General features: G+C 35.1%; 11 protein-coding genes. 3 read left to right on the top strand and 8 right to left on the bottom strand.

All coding sequences use genetic code 11. The annotated features are described in order from the left end of the window. Positions 1-99: 99 nt before the first annotated feature. A complete protein-coding gene (locus tag ACJ6WR_RS11860) occupies positions 100-1467 on the bottom strand; it encodes an ammonium transporter (protein ID WP_039116989.1) in 1368 nt (455 codons plus the stop codon). 244 nt (positions 1468-1711) lie between these two features. Next, positions 1712-2203: a nuclear transport factor 2 family protein gene (locus ACJ6WR_RS11855; protein ID WP_409415360.1), complete on the bottom strand. Its 492-nt coding sequence runs from the start codon at positions 2201-2203 to the stop codon at positions 1712-1714. A 459-nt stretch (positions 2204-2662) separates the two neighbouring features. On the opposite strand from ACJ6WR_RS11855, the gene ACJ6WR_RS11850 reads away from it, so the two are divergent. Beyond that, a complete protein-coding gene (locus ACJ6WR_RS11850; protein WP_409415359.1) occupies positions 2663-3310 on the top strand; it encodes a hypothetical protein in 648 nt (215 codons plus the stop codon). A 92-nt stretch (positions 3311-3402) separates the two neighbouring features. Here the strand turns inward: ACJ6WR_RS11850 and wrbA are convergent, their stop codons facing one another. Continuing rightward, on the bottom strand, positions 3403-4569 hold the full coding sequence (gene wrbA, locus ACJ6WR_RS11845) for an NAD(P)H:quinone oxidoreductase (protein ID WP_409415358.1): 1167 nt from the start codon (positions 4567-4569) through the stop codon (positions 3403-3405). A gap of 643 nt (positions 4570-5212) precedes the next feature. Between wrbA and ACJ6WR_RS11840 the strand changes: the two genes are divergently transcribed. Beyond that, positions 5213-5869, top strand: coding sequence for an oxidoreductase (locus ACJ6WR_RS11840; RefSeq protein ID WP_409415357.1), 657 nt, complete (start codon positions 5213-5215; stop codon positions 5867-5869). A gap of 54 nt (positions 5870-5923) precedes the next feature. Here ACJ6WR_RS11840 and ACJ6WR_RS11835 read toward each other — a convergent pair whose 3' ends face one another. After that, the gene (locus tag ACJ6WR_RS11835) at positions 5924-6238 is read right to left on the bottom strand and encodes an HPF/RaiA family ribosome-associated protein (RefSeq protein WP_035622048.1); all 315 of its coding nucleotides are present in this window, start codon (positions 6236-6238) and stop codon (positions 5924-5926) included. A 362-nt stretch (positions 6239-6600) separates the two neighbouring features. On the opposite strand from ACJ6WR_RS11835, the gene ACJ6WR_RS11830 reads away from it, so the two are divergent. After that, positions 6601-6834 carry a hypothetical protein gene (locus ACJ6WR_RS11830; RefSeq protein WP_409415356.1) on the top strand — a complete coding sequence of 78 codons (234 nt, stop codon included), beginning with the start codon at positions 6601-6603 and terminating at the stop codon, positions 6832-6834. 39 nt (positions 6835-6873) lie between these two features. Here the strand turns inward: ACJ6WR_RS11830 and ACJ6WR_RS11825 are convergent, their stop codons facing one another. The 4 genes from ACJ6WR_RS11825 to ACJ6WR_RS11810 form a co-directional block, all read right to left on the bottom strand. Next, positions 6874-7659 (bottom strand): HNH endonuclease, encoded by a 786-nt coding sequence (locus tag ACJ6WR_RS11825; protein ID WP_409415355.1) that lies wholly within the window; start codon positions 7657-7659, stop codon positions 6874-6876. A gap of 48 nt (positions 7660-7707) precedes the next feature. Then, on the bottom strand, positions 7708-10179 hold the full coding sequence (locus tag ACJ6WR_RS11820) for an AsmA family protein (protein ID WP_409415354.1): 2472 nt from the start codon (positions 10177-10179) through the stop codon (positions 7708-7710). A 237-nt stretch (positions 10180-10416) separates the two neighbouring features. After that, on the bottom strand, positions 10417-11415 hold the full coding sequence (locus ACJ6WR_RS11815; RefSeq protein ID WP_409415353.1) for a Gfo/Idh/MocA family protein: 999 nt from the start codon (positions 11413-11415) through the stop codon (positions 10417-10419). 528 nt (positions 11416-11943) lie between these two features. After that, positions 11944-14043, bottom strand: a complete 2100-nt coding sequence (locus ACJ6WR_RS11810) for a prolyl oligopeptidase family serine peptidase (RefSeq protein WP_409417929.1) — start codon at positions 14041-14043, stop codon at positions 11944-11946. Between the last annotated feature and the right edge of the window lie 13 nt (positions 14044-14056).

The raw sequence follows: 14056 nt of genomic DNA, 5'->3' as shown, positions 1-14056 counted from the left end.
AAATTAACACAAATTTTAAAAGCTTCGTGCCCTTTGCGTATCCCGACGCTTCGGGATTGCGACCTTTGCGGTTAAATCCGTGTTTCTTTATAGCCAATTTTAATTAGCACTTCTTATCTTAGGTTCTAGCGTTTCGTCATGTTGAGATAAGTCTAACCCGATGTGTTCAGACTCCTCTGATACGCGCATTGGGATAATTACATTGGTAAGTTTAAATAAAAGATAAGCTCCGAAAAAAGTAAATATCGAAACCAAAACCAAAGCCATCATATGGTGTGCAAAAACCATCCATCCGCCATGAAGCAAACTCGCTTTATCGCCATGTGCAAATATTGCAGTAAGAATCATTCCCATAATTCCGCCAACTCCATGACAAGCAAAAACATCTAATGTATCATCGATTTTCTTTAAGAAATTAGCATTTACAACCATGTTCGAAACCAAAGCAGCACTAAATCCAAAGAACATACTTTCTGGTACAGACACAAATCCCGCAGCTGGCGTAATCGAAACCAATCCTACAACAGCACCAATACAAGCTCCTAAAGCAGAAACCTTACGTCCGTTGATTCTATCATAAAACACCCAAGTTAACATCGCTGCCGCAGATGCTGTTGTTGTCGTAGCAAAAGCCATTGCCGCAACACCATTAGCTGCCAAAGCCGAACCTGCGTTAAAGCCAAACCAACCAAACCATAACATTCCTGTTCCTAATAATACAAACGGAATATTGGTTGGTATGTGTCGGCTATTTTTTCTTTTCCCTAAAACCAAAACTCCTGCTAGTGCTGCAAAACCCGCACTCATATGTACTACTGTTCCTCCTGCAAAATCCTTAACGCCAAAATAAGTCCCTAAAATTCCTGTAGGATACCAAACCGCGTGACATAAAGGCGCGTAGATAAATATCGTGAACAAACATATAAAAAGCAGGTAGGAAATAAATCGAACTCGTTCGGCAAATGAACCTGTAATTATCGCTGGCGCTATAACCGCAAACTTCATCTGGAATAATGCAAACAACATAAACGGAACTGTATTTGCTAATTGTTTGTGAGGCAAAACACCCACATAATCCATAAAAGCAAACGTAGTTGGATTACCTACGAAACTATAAAAATTTCCTCCCGAATGAATTCCTATTGGTTCACCAAAAGCAAGACTAAACCCCAGTACAACCCATAAAAGAGTTACTACACCAAGGCAGATAAAACTTTGGAGCATGGTCGAAATCACATTCTTTTTCCCAACCATTCCGCCATAAAAAAAGGAAAGACCTGGCGTCATAATCAGAACCAAGCAACAAGAAGTAAGCATCCAGGCAACATCGGCAGGAACAATTTGTTCTGTAGTTCCAAATTCCGAAAGAATATAATCTGTACTGTTAACAGCTGGCCAAAATGCACCCGTTATACACACAATACTTATAACAATAAAGGATATAATCCAGCGCTTTTCTATTTTCATTTTTAAAATATTTTACTTTAACCCTATTTTTATAGGGGTCAAAGTTATAAAAAAATGAATCTTTTAATTTTCAAGGGTTAAAAAAAATAGCGCTTAACATTACATTATCATCGATATTGCATTTTTCAGTACTTTTTTTTGAGAGTATACCATTTTGAGGTTCCAATTAAGATATGAATTTGCCAATTGCATTATAACGAAATTGAAACCTCAACTTTTAAAAGACTAAAAACAAAGTCTTTACTTACTTTTTCTTAAGTTTAGTAATTATAACATCCTCTAATGGTGCTTTTATTTTAACAACTTCATCTACATTGTCGTTCGGAACTGCCATAGACAAAACATAATGTTTTACTTTCCATTCTTTTCCTACTTTTACCATAACTCCAGATCCACGGCAAATTTTCATTTGTGTATCAAGTAATTCATCAAACCAAGCTGTTTTTCCAGTTGCATCAAAAAAGATGTGACGTTCTAATGCTGTAAAATTCCAAGCTTTCCCTTTATCAAAAAATGGCTTTGCCCAAACTTTAAAATCGGCTTTGTTCCAATTTTCTGTAGCGTCAGTTCCAATAAAAATAGCGTCATCGGCCATTAAAGCAAAGTATGGTTCAAAACTAGCATCGGCTGCAGCTTTATGCCAAGCATCGAGCGTTTTATTAATTTTATCAGTGTCTGAAGTTTGTGCTTGCGCAAAAGAGGTAATGAATAGTAGTAGTAAGATTGATTTTTTCATGGTATATGGTTATTTGTTTTTAAAGCAGAAATATAGAGAATTTACCGCAAAGTGCATAAAATTTGTGCTAATTCGAGAAATCTGTGACAGAAAAAAATTAACCGCAAAGTTCTCAAAGGGCTACGCAAAGGGTGCAAAGTTTTGAAATCTGTCTAATCCTTTTAATCTGTGGCGATAATTTAACCGCAAAGTTTCTCCAACTCTTTGCTGAAGGAACGCGGATTAAACAGATTCGCGAAAGCGAAAACGCAGATTAAAACGGATTTTCTTCCTTTCCGACGGTTCGAGGTTTGAATTATTTTTTAAAATCCGTTTTAATCCGCGTCTTTACTTTTGTAAATCCGTATCATCCGCGTCCCATTGCGGTAAAAAGGCAAGCTAAAAACCCCTTTTAACAAATATGGACTACAAAAATCAATCAAAAACGAGTATATTTGAGAACTTTAAAATTATGCAACCATGAATCCGAAAATCCTTATAAGTTCGTTAGTTATTTCCTCAATCCTTTTTATTTCTTGCAAAAAAGAATTAGAACCTCAGGAAAATACACCAGCCTCAGAATTGGTAAAATTAGGATTAGCACAAGATACGACCAAAGCAAATTCGACAGTTCAAACCCCTGCACCTGCTGCAAACCCAAATACAGTAATGGGTGCTACAGGAGGAGTTAATCCTGCACACGGGCAACCTGGTCACCGTTGCGATGTTGCAGTAGGAGCGCCTTTAAATTCGCCTTCTTCTCAACCTGTACAACAAGTTACAACACAAACGCAAGCCGCACCTACAACTGCCGTAGTTACAAATACTACACCACAGCCAACAACTACTAAAACCCCTAAAGGAATGAATCCTCCTCACGGACAAGCAGGACATCGTTGTGATATTGCTGTTGGAGCACCATTAAATTCTGCTGCTGCAAAAACTACTACAACACAAACTACTACTGCACAACCTGCATCGGGCACCGTTAGTCAGCAAGTAACTGTACCTCCTCCACCAGCAGGTTCAACTAATTATGCTGTAACTGCTCCTGGAATGAATCCACCACACGGGCAAGAAGGTCACCGCTGCGATATTGCTGTTGGTGCAGCATTACCAAAATCATAAAACCAACAAATTCGTTCGATTAACATAAAACAAAACCCCGAATACATTCATAATGTATTCGGGGTTTTGTTTTTTTTAGTATAGGAGATACTTTATTCTATTTCGAAAATAGCTTGAATTTCTACAACCGAGTTTATTGGTAACGAAGCCGCTCCAATTGTTGCTCTTGCATGTTTTCCTTTTTCTCCAAAAACCAATGCCGTTAAATTTGAAGCTGAATTCATAATCCCTGCGTGTTGCGTATAATCTGGAGTTGTATTAAAATATCCAGTTAACTGAACACATTGTTTTACTTTGTTCAAATCGCCACCACAAGCTTCTTTTAAAACTGCAATAACATTAAGCATCGTCTGATAAGTTGCTTCTTTAGCTTGCTCCTCTGTAACCGTTGCACCAACTTTACCCGGATTTAATATTTTACCATCTTTTAACGCTACCTGATTAATGTATACTTTATTGTTCGAAATGGTAAATGGCACATAATTGCCAACAGGTTTAGGAGCTTCAGGAAGTACAATATTATTGTCTTTTAATGTTTTATTGACATCGATATTTCCTTTGCTTTCTACCGAAGTTGTTTTTACTTCTTTTGCACTTTCTGTATTTTTTAAACCCGAAGCCACTCTTGCTAAGGCTTTTCCTTGTTCTTTTGCCAAATTCAATTCGCTGGCAGATGGTCGTGCACCAACAGATCCCGCTAAAGAAGTTGCTCCAAAAGGAGTATTCCCTTGAGGAACTGATTTATCCAACGTAGCTGTACCCATAATTCCCGTAGGTACAATTACCATTCCGTGGGAAGCTAGTATATTCCAAAAAGATAATATTGCTGCTTCTTTTCCTGCACCCGATCCTGCCGACATAAAAACTGTTGCTGGTTTTCCCTCTAAAGCTCTTGAAGTCCAAAGCGGAATACTCTTGCTGAAAAAGTAATTCATATCGGCACTTATATTAGCAAAATGAACTGGACTCCCGAATGCGATTCCGTCATAATTTGCTAATTCCTCAATAGTTGCTATTGGTAATTTCTCAACCTCAGCATTTAATTTTTCTTTCGGATTAATAGATGCAACACGCTTTATTGTCGCTTTTGTATTTGGATATTCCTGGATTCCTTCAGCCATAGCTTTCGCCATTTTGTATGTTCCTCCATTTTGAGAATGAATAAGAACCAGAACATTAGTTTCTGATGATTTTACTTGCGCATTTACACCAAAACCTATAAGAACTGCGGTTAAGAATGCGAGTAGTTGATTTTTCATGAATTTATTTTAAATGATTTATTATTTGATAACCCAAATCAAGTCTCTTTTCTTTTCATAAAGAACTAGTTTTTTGGGACTGCAAAATTACTTTTTACAACAGCGAAAAGCGTTATTATTATCTTAATTTTATTTTTGGGTTTCGCAGAGATTCACAAAGAATCCACAGAGTTACACAAAGATTCATGTACAAGAAAATCAAAAACACACACCAACAGAACCCCATCGAGCTGACATATCGAATCGTGGTAAAAATCATATGTCGCTTCGCTGAAGCTCTAGATTAGAAAAAAATCGGCTCAATCTGCAAAATCTGCGTGAAACAAAAATACAAACGCATAAAAACATATAGTAATGTTGTTCCGCTGGAGCTGGATTATCATAGCGCAAATTAAACTAGCTATAAATATATCGCTCGCTCGAGCTTTAGATTAGAAAAAAAATCGGCTCAATCTGCAAAATCTGCGTGAAACAAAAATACAAACCCATAGAAACATATAGTTATGTTGCTGGAGCTTTAGATAAAAACTAGAGAGTTGTTTTTTTTTGCCACAGATTAAGGGATTAAAAAAGATTAATCATTCTAATCTGTGAAATCTGTGGCAAAAATTTCTAACTTACACAAAACAAATCACTCAATGTTATGAAAAAAGCAATTGTTTATGGAGCAAGTGGCTTAGTTGGTTCTTATATTCTCGAAAACTTATTGAGTAATATTAATTACGAACAAGTAACAATCGTTGTTCGGAAAGAGTTAGACATTAAACATCCAAAACTAAAAACCCTTATTGGTGATTTTCAATCTTTACCCAATGTCGTTAAAGATATCGCCATAGACGAAGTTTACATTGCTCTTGGAACTACACAAAAGAAAACGCCTGACAAAAAAATCTATTACCAAATAGACCATGATTATCCTGTATTGGCAGCAAAACTAGCTAAAGAAAATGGAGCAAAATCTGTCTTTTTAGTTTCTGCCGTTGGAGCAAGCCCAAGTTCATCGGTTTTTTACGTTAAAACAAAAGGAGAAATGGAACAAGATATTATTAGCTTGAATTTCGACCATACTTATATCTTCCGACCTTCGATGATTTTAGGAAACAGAAAAGAAAGCCGACCTCTGGAAAAAGTATTCATAGGAATATTTAAATTTATCAATCCGTTATTCATAGGAAACCTAAGCAAATACAAAGGCATTGAAGCAAGTGATATAGCCAAGGCAATGGTTAACGCTGCTAATAATGGCAACGAAAAAATCAAAATATTGCATTGGAAGGAAATGACAGCTTTACTAAAATAAAAAAAGGCATTATCTATTTTGAGATAATGCCTTTTACATTTATTAGTATTTAGATTAATACTCTTTCATTTTTTCGAAAGTAGTAGTAAGTGATTTTTTGATTTTACCTAAAGCACCTTGGAAAGCTTTTTCAAGCGTATCGGCGTGGTCAGTAACTGTAATAGGTTGTAGTTTTACTGGACGAACTTCAATCACACATTTTTTATCGTTTACGCTGAATTTTTCTCCGTTTTCATCTCCAAAATGCACTTCGATACGAGTAATTTTGTTATCAAAACGTGCTAAAGACTTTTCTAATTCTCCAGAGAAATAAGCTTCTAATCTTTCGTGTCCATCAATGTTTTTGTCGGTGTTGATTTGAATTTTCATCTTACTATATGTTTAATGTTTGTTTCTCAAAGCTATCGAAAATTGAATAAAAAAACGAATAAGTTAATAAAACATTATGAAAATAAATTGAGGTTTTTTTACGCTTTTTGTCTGACTGAGCGGAGTCGAAGTCCAGCAACCATAAGCAACCCAAAATTATCCATAACTTTTTAGATTGATAAAGAAACTGTACTAATCGCAAGTGTTTTTTGGTATCTTTGCAATCCTAAACTTTCAGATTATGAACTTGACTAAACTTTTGCCCGTGTGGTACGCTGGCGGTATTGGAAACAACTGCAACGCTCTGAAAGGCGTAGGACAGCTAACCCATTCGGGTTTTATATTCCCTAAACTTTCAGATTATGAGTACAAACACCCTTACAAAAGAAACAGCATTGCGGTTATCCGATTTCTTCAACAAATCTATCGACCCAATAAGTATGGCAAAAACAATTAGACAAGTAAACTATATACTTGCTTTAAGCCTAATGCGAGAATCAGAAACACTGAAATTTGACAAAATAAGCCTTGAAAATGGCTTTTATTGGTTGAATGAATTAGCTGAAACTTTAAATCCTTATTTGGATGCTGAATAGTTAGAATGAGAAAAGCCACTTTGTAGTGGCTTTTCAAGTTTATAAGATTATTTGTTTGTTGAAAATTGTGTCTAAATGATATTCAAGGAATTCTTTTCTAGGTAAATATTTTTGAGCAACATTAATTTTTTGATTTTCAAGTGAAGAAAAATATCTAATGTAAAATTCAGTTTCTTTTTTCTTTTTGATTGAATCAGAAAACATTATTTCATGGTTCGTATTTATTCCGATTAATCCTTTGTCAAAAGCTTTATCGTAAAGTGCGGAGAAACAAACTCCGTTTTCAGGATTTAATCGATGTTCTTCACTTTTAGACCAAGGCATTATATGACTAGCTAACAAAAGTTCAGGAATATCAATTCCTGTGATTGCGCATTTATAATTATAATTAGACAAAACCATTTGCCTAAAAGCAGATTGATTTACTCTCGTCTTTACTGCTCTAATAACATCTTGTCCTTTTAAGTCTTTTATATCAAAAAGTACATCTTCAAATTTCTTTTCAATTGAAGTCTTCTCTTTTTGAGCAAGAATTTGTTCACTTAAAAAAATTAATTCTTCTTGGTTATTGAAAAACTCATCCCAAATAGGCTTAACTTGATTCATCCCGTTTTTCAATCCACCAATTCCTCTGTTAATATGAAATGGGTCTACACTTGCAAAATTTCCCAATCTAAAGGATATTGAGTCTGGTGTTCTATCAATAAGACTAGCTAAGTCAATAATATCCTTATTTCTACTATGCATTTTCCCAAAAGGAATTTTTAAGTATAAATTAAATGTAAGTATTAGTTCTTCACGAGTCCAAAGTCTTATTGATGCCATATTATTATTTAGAAGATTACGTTCAAATATAAATATTTAAAATAAACCCTACTTATTCTTACCCTCTTTCTTTCCCCATTTAATTTTGATTTTTCCGCCATCATCGACGGCTAATAAATGTAAAACGATTCCACGGTTACGAACGGCATCTCGCTCGGCTTTGGAAGCTAATTTTACATCGTTTTTAGAATTTCGGAGTGGAATTGTCATGGCTAAATTGGTTTCATGACCTAGGGAATAAATTCCGGCAACATCAAAATTAAGAACGCTTGAACTTACTCTTAAACTATTCACATCTATATTCTGCCCTCTCAAGATAACATCGCCAGATAAATTACTAAACGTAATATTCTTTACATCACGAAACGGAAAGGCAAACTTCCCGATTTTTACAATTGGCTCAAAATTTACTAAAGCTCCATTGTTGACTTTAAAATTGACATTACCTGTTACTGAATTCTTTATCAAATTCCCTTCGGAATCCATTATTCCTGCAACGCTTGCTTTGGATGTTAGTTTTCCTTTTATATCTTTTGCATCAAATGATTTTATATCAAAATTATTGAATGAGGTCAGGAACTTTGTAATATCGACATTGGTAACTTGGGCTTCTGATTTAAAATTATACTTTTTGCCATTTGGGTTTAATACTGCCGAGAAATCAATTGTTCCTCCGGCGGTTTGCAAGAATCCGTTTTGTACTGTTACATTAGAATTTGTTAGCCTAATAGTTGCTTTTGCATTTGTTGCCGCTAATTTGGCATAGACAAGCTTATCCATATTAAGCTGCAAGACGACTTGACATTTATTTATTACGGTATGAAGCTGATCTGAAAAACTCTGATGATTTGCTGGTTTTTTACTGACTTGCTTATTCTTTTGGGTTGCAGCAATAACTCCCAGAAATTGTTTTATATCAATACTTGGACTATAAATTTTCCAATCTACAAGCATTTTTTCAGGTGCATCATAATACAGATTCAGGAAATTATCGACTCTTCCTTCTACAAAAACAGTATTACGGCGATCCTTGAATGCGAATTTTTTAATTACCAATGCCTGTTCGGTAAAATCCAGCTGAATATCAGTTTTCTCGAAAGTAAGCCCTTTGGGAATATACTTTAAACTGGTGTTTGCAACCCGAACGCTTCCTATAAATTTTGGTTTTCGGAAGTATAAATCGACTATATCACACTCGAACTTAAAATTGACTTTGGCTTGACCGTTGGAAAAGCGCATTAAATCGGCATTGATTATATTGTTGAGTTTTGTAACATCAAAATCAGCATTTAGGATTCCTGTTGCAACGGGTTTATCAAAATTATGAATCATTGCATCTGGAATTACAAAAGGAATTGTGTTATATGCTCCTTTAAATCCATGTATTATTACCGCTGAATTGGAATCATAACAGCCTAACTCTTCCTTGAGTATATTTGTGAATTTCCCGTTGAAGGTGCAATCTGAAATTAATCCGTCGGGAATACGTAGTTCATTGTCTTTAACTTCGGCTACTACATTTATTTTTGGATCGCCTTCGGAATTTAAATCTCCATCGATTGTACAGGTTACACCGATTGGATCTTTTAAATCATACCATTTTAACTTGGAACTAATATTATTGGCAAGCAAATAGGTGGCGTTTTTCCAGAGGATTCTGGTTTTGATTTCTATCCCGAAATTAGAACTGGTTTTACCTACATCAAAATAGGATTTAACATCAAATTTATCTCCTCCTATTTCGAGTCCATCGACGTCGGCAGTGATTTTATTTTTATCCGCTTTATAAGCAACGGCAATAATTCCTCTGATTCGTTTGTCTTTGGCAAAACTTCCTTTTTCGGTATTAAATGCCATGCTTTTTACATTGGTATCTACAAAAAGATTAGTTTTAAAATCGCTTCCATCGTAATCGATTTTGGCTTTTAAGGCTGCAACTTCAAAATCAAAGAGTTTATTTCGGGGTTTGTTTTCGGAAATAAAATGCACGTTGGTCATACTTATTTCGTCTACCAATGTAGTTTTCCCGCTTTCTTTTGTGTCTTTCTTAGGCTTTTTTCTGAAGATGTCTGAATTTGTAATTCCGTTTGGACCTTTGTACAAATCGAGTGTTGCGTCGTTGATTTCGATTTTATGAAAGTCGATTTTATCGGATATTAAACTCAGAATATTCAATCGTACTTCTATTTCTTTTGCGGTAAGAAATGTTCGTTTATGCATTGCCCACAAACTATCTTTTAGCTCGACATCTTTTAATGCCAATGTAAGATTAGGAAATCCTGTTAAGAATTTATACTGAATATCACCAATGTGTATCGTTCCGCTAATGTTGTCATTTATCTTATCATTTATCCTGACAACAATTTTATCTTTATTGTGATTAAAATAATAGGCTAATCCTCCCGATGCAAGTAGTAATAATGCGATAAGACCTAGGAAGAAAAACCCAATGCGCTTGGCATATTTTTTAAAATGACTTGTTTGTACAAAGTATTTTATTTTATTAATAATTTGTTTCATGCTAAGTAATTTTAAGATGGGAGTATTAAAGGTAGTCTAAAACAGTATAAATAGCAGTATTTTTCTACACAAAAATGCCTTTACAGAAAACAAGTCCTATAAAGGCATTTTATTATTATGACTTTCTATAGCTCTAGCCCTGATGCCCCGAAGTCTCGGGAGGCATCCTTTTTATAAGGTTTTTTCACCTTATAAAAAGATATAGCGAACAGCAGGAAATTGCTCCTAAAAACTATTTTACTTAACTAGATGTGCTTGTCTGAATTCTTTTAAGACCTCATCGATAACCCAAGTGGTTCTGGCTGCCGAAACACCGTGAGACGGACAACCCGGAGTACCAAGTAATTCCTGCACGATGGTTTCGATAAGCGGTTGCTGGATGTGCAACGGATTATCTATTGGGAAGCTTTCTGTTTTTCCGTCTTTATCTTCGAGTGTTATTGGATCATTGCCAAAAGTCGAAAAGGAAATCTTGCCTTTATCGCCTACTATCTCGACAATATCATGACGACGGTGACTGCCGAAATTCCATAATCCTGTGCCATGAATTCCGTTTTCGAACAAGAACGACATCGAAACGCTATCTTCGGCTGGATATGCCATAAGTTGCGATGTGGCGTGACCTCGAACGGACTTAATTGGTCCGAAAACAAAATCTAGAAAATCTAGTGTATGACAAGCTAAATCGACAAATATTCCGCCACCCGAAAGATGCGGCAAAACTGTCCAAGGTAAGTTAATTTCGTCATCGTATCTTTTTTCAAACGAATGATACAAAACACAATTTACGTGTCTTGGCGTTCCAATGATTCCATTATCTATTAGTTCTTTTATTTTTAGGAAACGAGGCAAACATCTTCTGTAATACGCTACGAATAATGGCACATTGTGTTCTTTGCAAGCGCTTATCATTTCGTTGCATTCTTCGAAATTTAGCGCCATTGGTTTTTCGACATAAACAGGTTTTCCTGCTTTGGCACATAACAACGCATATTCTTTATGAGATGATGGCGGCGTTGCAATATACACGGCATCGACATCGGGATCGTTTATTAAATCGGCAGCATTCGAATACCATTTAGGAACATTATGGCGTTTGGCATAATCTTCTGCCAAAGCAGCGTCTCTACGCATTACAGCAACTAATGCTGAGTTTTTTGCTTTCTGAAATGCAGGTCCACTTTTAACTTCGGTTACATTGCCACAACCTATAATTCCCCATCTAACAATTTCCATTTTTTTATTATTTTTTGATATTTCAAATTTAGCTTAAACTACATAAAAGTTAGCCACGGATTTCTCGAATTATTTTTTCACGCAGATTGAAAAAGATTTGAGCAGATGTACACAGATTTTTCACTAAAGTTTTATTGAGGGTAAAAACTACACCTGTAGTATTTAAACTCAAAACACAAACAAACCTCAATATTGTCACCCTGACGAAGGAAGGGTCTCATCAAGTAGCTCGACAAAGATTATGGAGTTTCTCACGGAGATTGCTTCGCCAGTTCGCTATCGCTCGTGTCTTCCTTCGTCAGAAAGACAATATTATAGAAAAAACATTGCGTATCCCTTTGTGCCCTTTGCGTAAATCCTTGCGAACTCTGCGGTTAATTTTTTGCCACAGATTATAAGGATTAAATGGATTTCAAATCTTTGCTCCCTTTGCGGTAAAAAAACCTTTATAGTTAAATTTAATCCCATAAAAAAACAGGCTTCTCTAAGTTAGAAAAGCCTGCTTTTAAATATTTTAATTCTTAAGTATTACTTTTTTGGCAATGCTTTAAAACCCATATTGTACAATGTAAATGCCTGAATATCGACATTTTCCTGAATTGTAGCTGCTACAGATTTTCCTGCTCCGTGTCCTGCTTTTACATCGATACGAATTAAAACTGGATTATCTCCTGTTTGTTTTTCTTGTAATTCGGCTGCAAATTTAAAACTATGTGCTGGTACTACTCTATCATCATGATCTCCTGTAGTTACCATAGTTGCTGGGTAATGAACTCCATTTTTTACATTATGAACTGGTGAATATCCTTTGATGTATTCAAACATTTCTTTGCTATCCTGAGCTGTTCCGTAATCGTATGCCCAACCTGCTCCTGCTGTAAATGTATGGTAACGCAACATATCCATAACTCCTACTGCTGGTAAAGCTACTTTCATTAATTCTGGACGTTGTGTCATTGTTGCTCCAACTAATAATCCTCCGTTTGATCCTCCGCGAATCGCTAAGAAATCTGAAGATGTATATTTTTGAGCAATAAGATATTCGGCTGCTGCAATGAAATCATCAAATACATTTTGTTTTTGCATTTTTGTTCCTGCATCATGCCATTTTTTACCGTACTCTCCTCCTCCACGAAGATTTGGAACTGCAAATACTCCACCATTTTCCATCCAAACTGCATTTGCAATACTAAATGATGGTGTTAAGCTTGCATTAAATCCTCCGTAACCATATAAAATAGTTGGGTTTTTACCGTCTAATTTTAATCCTTTTTTATAAGTGATCATCATTGGTACCTTTGTTCCATCTTTTGAAGTATAGAATACTTGTTTTGATTCGTAATCGGCACTTTTGAAATCAACTTTAGGTTGCTGATAAATTTCTGATTTTCCAGATTTAACATCAAATGAGTAAATAGTTCCTGGAGTTGTGTAATTTGTAAATGAGTAATACACTACTTTATCTGCTTTTTCTCCGCTAAATCCACCTGCTGTTCCTAAAGCTGGAAGTTTTATTTCGCGAACTAATTTTCCTGTATAATCATATTGTTTTACTGCAGAAACAGCATCTTTCATGTAATTTGCAAAGAAATATCCTCCTCCTGTTGATGGCGAAAGTACATTCTCTGTTTCAGCGATGAAATTTTTCCAGTTTTCTGGTTTCGGATTACTTACATCAACTGTTACAATACGTTTGTTTGGCGCATTTAAATCAGTTTCGATAAATAATTTAGTTCCTTCGTTTTCGATAACATTATTATCGCTATTAAAGTTATCTACGATAGTTATAATTGGACTATTTTCTTTAGATAAATCTTTAATATATAACTCATTTCCGTAAGTTGAGTTTGCTGCCGTAATCACCAAATATTTCATATCATCGGTTACTGAACCTCCAACATATCTTCTTTTTTGGTCAAGTCCAAAAACAACTTTATCATCTTTTTGTGGAGTTCCTAACTTATGGAAATACAATTTGTGCTGATCTGTTTTAGCAGATAATTCACTTCCTTTTGGTTTCTCATAACTAGAATAGTAAAATCCTTCTTTTCCTTTCCAGGAAATTCCGCTAAATTTTACATCTACCAATGTATCTTCTAATACTTTACGAGTTTCTGTATCTATGATGATTACTTTTCTCCAATCGCTTCCTCCTTCAGAAATAGAATAAGCTGCTAGAGAACCGTCTTTGGTAAAATCTAATCCTCCTAAAGATGTTGTTCCGTCTTTTGAAAATGTATTTGGGTCAAGAAAAACTTCATCTTTTCCGTTTACTCCTTTTTTATAAATTACAGATTGATTTTGTAATCCGTTGTTTTTAGAATAATATGTTGATTTTCCTTTTACAAAAGGTGCTCCAATTTTTTCATAGTTCCATAATTTCTCCATGCGTTTTTTCAACTCTTCACGAAAAGGAATTTGGTCTAAATAGGCATACGTAACTTTATTTTCTGCTTTTACCCAAGCAGCAGTTTCAGCAGATTTATCATCTTCAAGCCAACGATATGGATCGTTTACTTTAGTGTCAAAATAGGTGTCAACTGTTTCTCCTTTTTTAGTATCAGGATACTTTATTGCATTTGATTTTTGACTTTGTCCAAACGCAACAGTTGTAGCGGTTATAGCCATTAGAATACTAATT

It is taken from the genome of Flavobacterium sp. PS2, assembly GCF_046250155.1.
Lineage (GTDB): Bacteria > Bacteroidota > Bacteroidia > Flavobacteriales > Flavobacteriaceae > Flavobacterium.
Note: the sequence above shows the minus strand (reverse complement) of the source record. Positions and strands in the feature narration are given on the sequence as shown.

Coding starts and splice junctions, on each gene's coding strand:
- ACJ6WR_RS11860 (WP_039116989.1), bottom strand. CDS start 1,467: ATGAAAATAGAAAAGCGCTGGATTATATCCTTTATTGTTATAAGTATT.
- ACJ6WR_RS11855 (WP_409415360.1), bottom strand. CDS start 2,203: ATGAAAAAATCAATCTTACTACTACTATTCATTACCTCTTTTGCGCAA.
- ACJ6WR_RS11850 (WP_409415359.1), top strand. CDS start 2,663: ATGAATCCGAAAATCCTTATAAGTTCGTTAGTTATTTCCTCAATCCTT.
- wrbA (WP_409415358.1), bottom strand. CDS start 4,569: ATGAAAAATCAACTACTCGCATTCTTAACCGCAGTTCTTATAGGTTTT.
- ACJ6WR_RS11840 (WP_409415357.1), top strand. CDS start 5,213: ATGAAAAAAGCAATTGTTTATGGAGCAAGTGGCTTAGTTGGTTCTTAT.
- ACJ6WR_RS11835 (WP_035622048.1), bottom strand. CDS start 6,238: ATGAAAATTCAAATCAACACCGACAAAAACATTGATGGACACGAAAGA.
- ACJ6WR_RS11830 (WP_409415356.1), top strand. CDS start 6,601: ATGAGTACAAACACCCTTACAAAAGAAACAGCATTGCGGTTATCCGAT.
- ACJ6WR_RS11825 (WP_409415355.1), bottom strand. CDS start 7,659: ATGGCATCAATAAGACTTTGGACTCGTGAAGAACTAATACTTACATTT.
- ACJ6WR_RS11820 (WP_409415354.1), bottom strand. CDS start 10,179: ATGAAACAAATTATTAATAAAATAAAATACTTTGTACAAACAAGTCAT.
- ACJ6WR_RS11815 (WP_409415353.1), bottom strand. CDS start 11,415: ATGGAAATTGTTAGATGGGGAATTATAGGTTGTGGCAATGTAACCGAA.
- ACJ6WR_RS11810 (WP_409417929.1), bottom strand. CDS start 14,043: ATGGCTATAACCGCTACAACTGTTGCGTTTGGACAAAGTCAAAAATCA.